2 protein-coding genes are annotated in these 6,904 nt (G+C 71.0%); both read left to right on the top strand.

Going from position 1 to position 6,904, the window contains the following annotated elements; translation table 11 throughout:
* Nucleotides 1-165 precede the first annotated feature (165 nt).
* Nucleotides 166-5,484 carry an amino acid adenylation domain-containing protein gene (locus ACF089_RS35765; RefSeq protein ID WP_392036381.1) on the top strand — a complete coding sequence of 1,773 codons (5,319 nt, stop codon included), beginning with the start codon at nucleotides 166-168 and terminating at the stop codon, nucleotides 5,482-5,484.
* Between the two features lie 5 nt (nucleotides 5,485-5,489).
* Nucleotides 5,490-6,904, top strand: a 1,415-nt coding sequence (locus ACF089_RS35760) for a condensation domain-containing protein (protein WP_392036378.1), incomplete at its 3' end; no start/stop codon positions are given.

Here is a 6,904-nt window from a genome sequence, read left to right as displayed (position 1 = left end):
GGGAATGCGCGGGTGTGGGTGTTGGACGGGTTTTTGCGTCCGGTGCCGGTGGGTGTGTCGGGTGAGTTGTATGTGGGGGGTGCGGGTCTGGCGCGTGGGTATGGGGGTCGGCCGGATTTGACGGCTGAGCGGTTTGTGGCGAGTCCGTTCGTGCCGGGTGTGCGGATGTATCGCACGGGTGATGTGGCGCGGTGGTCGCGGGAGGGGGAGTTGGTTTTCGGGGGGCGTGTGGATGCTCAGGTGAAGATTCGTGGGTATCGGGTTGAGCCGGGTGAGGTCGAGGCGCTTCTGGTGGGGCATGAGGGTGTGAACCAGGCCGCCGTCATCGCCCGCGAAGACCGGCCGGGGGAGAAGCGGCTGGTGGCGTATGTCGTCCCGGCGGCCGGTGCGGACTCCCACGCGGCCACCGCACTGCGGGAGTACATCGGCGAGCGGCTGCCGGAGTACATGGTTCCGGCGGCGGTGATGGTGCTGGACACCCTGCCGGTCACGGTGAACGGGAAGCTGGACCGGGCCGCGCTGCCCGCGCCGGAGTTCGCGGCGCAGGCCGGCGGCCGTGGCCCGGCGACTCCGGTGGAGGAGGTGCTGTGCGGCCTGTTCGCCGAGGTGCTCGGCCTGGACCGGGTGGGCGCCGAGGCGTCCTTCTTCGACCTGGGCGGCGATTCGCTCCTCGCCATGCGGCTGATCGCCCGCGCCCGTGCCGTGCTCGACACGGAGGTCCGGATCAAGGATCTCTTCGTCACGTCGACGGTCGCCGGAGTGGCGCGGCTGATCGACGGCGGCCACGACGGCGCCCAAGTCCCGCTGGCCCGGCGGGAGCGGCCGGAGGCGCTGCCGCTGTCCTACGCCCAGCAGCGGATGTGGTTCCTCAACCGGCTGGAGGAGACCGACTCCGGAGCCGACGCCGCCTACAATCTGCCGCTCGCGCTCCGGCTGTCGGGCGAGCTGGACATCGCCGCGCTGGAGGCGGCGCTCGGCGATGTCGCGGACCGTCACGAGAGCCTGCGGACCGTCTTTCCGGAGACCGACGGCGCTCCCCGGCAGGAGATCCTCGAAGGCTCCGCAGGCCGGCCGCGGCTGGAGGTCGTGGAGTCCGCCGGGGCCGGTGCGGAGGAGACGCTCGCCGCCCACTCGGCCCAGGGCTTCGACCTGAGCGTGGATCTGCCCTGGCGGACCTCGCTGCTGATAACCGGCCCTTCGGAGTTTGTGCTGCTGATCGTGGCGCACCACATCGCGGTGGACGGCTGGTCGATGGGCGTACTGGCCCGTGATCTCGGGGTGGCGTACACGGCCCGGCGCGGCGGCCGCCCTCCGGGCTGGGAGCCGCTGCCGGTGCAGTACGCCGACTACGCGCTCTGGCAGCGCGAGGTCCTCGGCGACCTCGAAGACCCGGACAGCCTGGTCAGTGTGCAGTTGCGGCACTGGCGCGAGACCCTCACGGGAGCGCCGGAAGAGGTCGCCCTTCCCGCTGACCGTTCACGGCCGGCGGTGTCCACCTTCCGAGGCAGCTCGGTCCCGGTCCGTGTGGACGCGGACGCGCACGCCGGGCTGGTGGAGGTGGCCGGGCGGGGCCGGGCGACCATGTTCATGGTCGTACACGCAGCGCTGGCCGTGCTGCTCTCCCGGATGGGCGCCGGGGACGACATCCCGATCGGCACGGCCATCGCGGGCCGCGGCGACGCGGCGCTCGACGGGATGGCCGGGTTCTTCGTCAACACGCTGGTGCTGCGCTCGGACGTGAGCGGGGATCCGACGTTCGCCGAGCTGCTGGCCCGGGTCCGGGACACCGATCTCACCGCCTACGGTCATCAGGATGTGCCGTTCGAGCGGCTGGTGGATGTACTGAGCCCGGTGCGGTCCCTCTCCCGGAATCCGCTGTTCCAGGTGATGCTCGCACTCCAGAACGTGCCGGAGGCGCGCTGGGAGCTGCCGGGCCTGGAGGTCGCCCCCCTGCCGCCCTCGTCCGGGCTGGCCGCCCGCTTCGATCTCTCCGTGACCCTCGCTGAGGAGCGGGACGCGGATGGGGCTCCGGCTGGTATCGGTGGCGGGATTCTGTACGCGACGGATCTGTTCGACGCTGCGACGGTGGAGGGTCTTGCGGTTCGTCTGGGTCGGGTGCTGGAGCAGGTCGCCGCGGATCCGGATGTCCGGCTGAGCGAGATCGCGGTGCTGGACGAGGTCGAGCGGGCTCAGGTGGTGTCGGAGTGGAACGACACGGTCCTGCCGGTGGAGGCGGGGACCTTCCTGGAGCTGTTCGCGGATCGGGTGGCGGCGGCGCCGGGCGTTGCGGCGGTGCGGTCCGGTGTGGATGTGCTGTCGTACGGGGAGCTGGACGAGCGGTCGAACCGGCTGGCGCGGGTGCTGATCGAGGCCGGTGTGGGTCGGGAGCGGGTGGTGGGTCTGTGCCTGCCGCGCGGGGTGGAGATGGTGGTGGCGCTGCTGGCGGTGTGGAAGGCCGGCGGGGCGTACGTACCGCTGGATCCGGAGTACCCGGCGGACCGGCTGGCGTACATGGTCGCCGACAGCGGCGCTGTGCTGGTGCTCACCAGCGCGGACACCGAGCCTGCGGGAATTGACGTACCCGTACTGCGCCTTGAGGACGTTCAGGAGACTTCGGCCGCCCCGCTGCGGACGGTGACGAGTCCGGAGCAGCTGGCGTACGTCATCTACACCTCGGGTTCGACGGGTCGGCCGAAGGGGGTGGCGGTCGCGCACGGCGGGGTCGCCAACCTCGCGCAGGTGATGCGACCGGTCCTGGGCGTGGCCGAGGGTGTGGTGGCGCTTCAGTTCGCGTCGTTCAGCTTCGACGCGGCGGTGCTGGATGTGGTGGTGACGCTCGCCGCGGGCGGAGTGCTGGCGGTCGCGTCGAGTGAGGAGCGGACGGAGCCCGAGGCGCTGGCGGAGATGATCCGTGCGTCGGGGGTCGAGGTCGCGAGTGTGGTGCCGTCGCTGCTGGGTGTGCTGGATCCGTCGTCGGTGCCGGGGGTGCGGAACTGGGTGCTGGGCGCCGAGCGGTTGAACGCCGATCTGGCGAGCCGGTGGCTGGCGGGTTCCCGGGTGTGGAACACGTACGGTCCGACCGAGGCCACGGTCATCACCACGGCTGTTCCGCTCGACCCGGGGATGTCGGCGGAGGATCAGCCTCCGGCGATCGGCAGCCCGATCGGCAACGCGAAGGTGTTCGTCCTGGACGACTTCCTTCAGCCGGTTCCGGTCGGTGTGACGGGTGAGCTGTATGTGGCCGGTGACGGTCTGGCGCGTGGCTATGCGGGTCGGGCGGATCTGACGGCGGAACGCTTTGTGGCGAGTCCGTTCGGCGGGCGGATGTACCGCTCCGGCGACCTGGCGCGTTGGTCTGCTGATGGTCAGCTGTGGTTCGCGGGGCGTGCGGACGAGCAGGTGAAGATCCGCGGTTTCCGGGTGGAGCCGGGGGAGGTGGAGTCGGTCCTCGCCGCGCACGAGAGCGTGGGACAGATCGCGGTGGTGGTCCGCGAGGACCGGCCGGGTGACAAGAAGCTGGTCGCCTATGCCGTACCTGCGATCGGTCGAGAAGTCGACATACCGGCACTGCGCGAGTACGCGGGTGAGCGGCTCCCGGAGTACATGGTCCCGGCCGCCGTCCTCGTACTGGACGCCCTGCCGCTGACTGTCAACGGCAAGCTGGACAAGGCCGCGCTCCCCGTACCCGAACTCGCCGTCCGGGACGGCAGACGACCGGCGACCCCGGTGGAAGAGACGCTCTGCGCGCTCTACGCGGAGGTGCTGGGCATCGAGGAGGTCGGGGTCGGCGACTCGTTCTTCGAGCTGGGCGGCGACTCGATCATGTCGATGCTGCTGGTGTCGAGCGCCCGCAAGGCCGGGCTGGTCATCACCGCCCGTCAGGTCTTCGAACGGCCGGCGCCCGAGGATCTGGCCGTTGTCGCCGTCGCGACCGGCGGCGCGACGGCCGCCGAAGGGGACAGCGCCGTCGGCGAGGTGCCGCTGACCCCGGTGATGCATGAACTCCTGGACCGCGTCGGGGTCGACCGCGCGGGCCAGGCCGTCCAGTCGGCGCTGTTGGTGGCCCCGGCCGGGCTGGACCTCGGAGTGCTCACCGGAGCCGTACAGGCACTCGTCGACCACCACGACATCCTCCGCGCCCGCCTGGAGGTGACGGACAGCGCCCGGCGACGGCTGATCGTCCCCGAGGCGGGGACCGTGCCGGTCGGCGCCTGGCTGCGCCGGGTGGACGCGGTGGGAGTGCGGGGAGCGGAACTGCGCCGGCTGATCGCGGATCAGTCGCGGGCGGCCGGGGCCAGGCTCGACCCGGCGGCCGGGGTGATGGCGCAGTTCGTCTGGTTCGACGCCGGGCCGGACCGGCAGGGGCGGCTGTTCGCCGTCGTCGCCCACCTCGTGGTGGACGGAGTCTCCTGGCGGCTGCTGATCCCGGATCTGACCGAGGCGTACACGGCTTTGGCGGACGCGCGCGATCCCGTACTCCAGACCGCGCCGACCTCCTTCCGCCACTGGGCCCGTGCGCTGCGGGCCCACGCCGGCGGCGAGAAGCGGACGGCGGAGCTGCCTCAGTGGGCGGACCTCCTCCGGGGACAGGGACCGGATCCGCTGCTCAGCACGGAACCGGTCGACCCGGCGCGAGACCTGGAGGCCACCATGCGCCGGCTGTCGGTGCGCGTCCCGGTCGACACGACGACCCGGCTGCTCACCAGCGTTCCGGCGGCCTTCCACACCGGAATCGACGATGTGCTGCTGACCGGGCTGACGGCCGCCGTCGCCGAATGGCGGCGCAAACAGGGGCGGGCGACCGCCGGAATCCTGGTGGATCTGGAAGGTCACGGGAGAGGAGCGCTCGCCGACGGCGATGATCTGTCGCGCACGGTCGGCTGGTTCACCAGCAGCAACCCCGTACGGCTGAGCCTTCGCACCAGCGACTTCACCGGACTCCGGGCGGGCGGCCCGGCCGCGGGCCGCGCGGTCAAGGACATCAAGGAGCAGCTCCGCGCGGTCCCGGGCGACGACGGCCTCGGCTACGGCATGCTCCGTCATCTCAACCCGGAGACGGCACCCGGACTCGCCGCGCTGCCGACCGCCCAGATCGGCTTCAACTACCTCGGCAGATTCCCGGCCGCGGCCGCGGCACCGGGAGCGGCGAAGGACTGGTCGCCGGCCGATGAGAGCGAGTCCGACGGCGGCATGACGGGGGAGTACCCCGTACCGCACGCCCTGGAGGTCCTGGGCGTCGTCCATGACCTCCCCGAAGGGCCACGACTCACCCTGACCCTGGCCTGGCCCGCCGCCCTGTTCCACGAATCGTCCGTCCAGGCGCTCGCGGACGGCTGGGCGGCGATGCTGACCGGCCTCGCCACCCACACCTCCGGCTCCGGCAGCGGCGGTCACACCCCGTCCGACTTCTCTCTGATCACGCTCGACCAGAACCAGATCGACGAACTTGAGACCGAACTCGCTAACGAGGGGGGAGCACGATGACTCAGATGCGAGTCGAGGATGTTTGGCCGGTATCTCCGTTGCAGGAGGGCCTGCTGTTCCACGCTCTGTTCGATGAGCAGGGCACGGACGTGTACGTCGAGCAGATGGTTCTGGGGCTCGAAGGCCCGCTGGACGCGGTCGCGCTGCGGGCCTCGTGGCAGGCGCTGCTCGCCCGGCACGCCAGTCTGCGGGCCGGCTTCCGGCAGCTTCCGGGGGTGGACCAGCCGGTGCAGGTGATCGCCCGCGAGGTGACCCTGCCCTGGCGGGAAGAGGATCTGTCGGCCCTGGCCGAGGCCGAGGCGCTGGCCGGGGTGGACCGGCTCGGCGTGGAGGAGCGCGCCCGCCGGTTCGATCTGGCGGTCCCGCCGCTGCTGCGCATTCTGCTGGTGAAGGTGGCCGACGACCGCTACCGCATGGTTGTGACGCTGCATCACATCGTGCTGGACGGCTGGTCGCTGCCGGTGCTGATGCGGGAGCTGTGGACGGCGTACGAGGCCGGGGGCCACACCGGCGGGCTGCCCGCGGTGACTCCGTACCGGGACTATCTGGAGTGGCTGGGCCGGCAGGACAAGGAAGCGGCGCGGGACGCGTGGCGGGAGGCGCTGGCCGGCGCCGACGAGCCGACCCTCATCGCTTCGGTGGACCGGGACGCCGCTCCCGTCCACGGAGAACTGGTCACCGTCCAGGCCAGTGCGGAGCTGAACGACGCTCTCACCGAGTTGGCCCGGGAGCATGGGGTCACCATGAATACGGTGGTGCAGGCGGCGTGGGCGTTGTTGGTGGGGACGTTGACGGGCCGTCGTGATGTGGTGTTCGGGGCGAGTGTGGCGGGTCGTCCGGCGGAGTTGCCGGGGATGGAGTCGATGCTCGGGCTGTTCATCAATACGGTGCCGGTGCGGGTGCGGCTGGATCCGGGGCAGACGGTGGCGGGGCTGTTGTCCGGGCTTCAGGCGGAGCAGTCGGCGTTGCTGGACCATCAGTTCCTGAGTCTGAGCGAGGTGCAGCGGCTGGCGGGCGCCGGGGCGTCCTTCGACACGATCATGGCCTTCGAGAACTTCCCCTCCGGTCTGAGCGGTCAGGACTCGTCGGAGGACGTCGCCGAACTCCCGGGCCCGCCCGGTCTGCGTGTGGTGGGCGCCGGATTCCAGGAATCGATCAATTACCCGCTGGGTTTGGTGGCGGGGTCGATCGGTGGTCTGGGTATGCGGTTGAACTATCGGCCGGATGTGTTCGGTGCTGATGAGGCGCAGGGTGTGCTGGACCGGTTGCTGTTGTTGTTGGGGCGGATGGCGGCGGATCCGGGCGGGCGTCTGAGTGGTCTTGAGGTGTTGGGTGAGGCTGAGCGGTCGTTGGTGGTGGAGCGGTGGAATGACACGGATGGTGTGGTTCCGGGTTCGTCGTTGGTGGAGTTGGTGGGGGC

It is taken from the genome of Streptomyces sp. NPDC014894 (assembly GCF_043080985.1).
Classification (GTDB): domain Bacteria; phylum Actinomycetota; class Actinomycetes; order Streptomycetales; family Streptomycetaceae; genus Streptomyces.
This window is presented reverse-complemented; position numbering and strand designations above follow the sequence as displayed.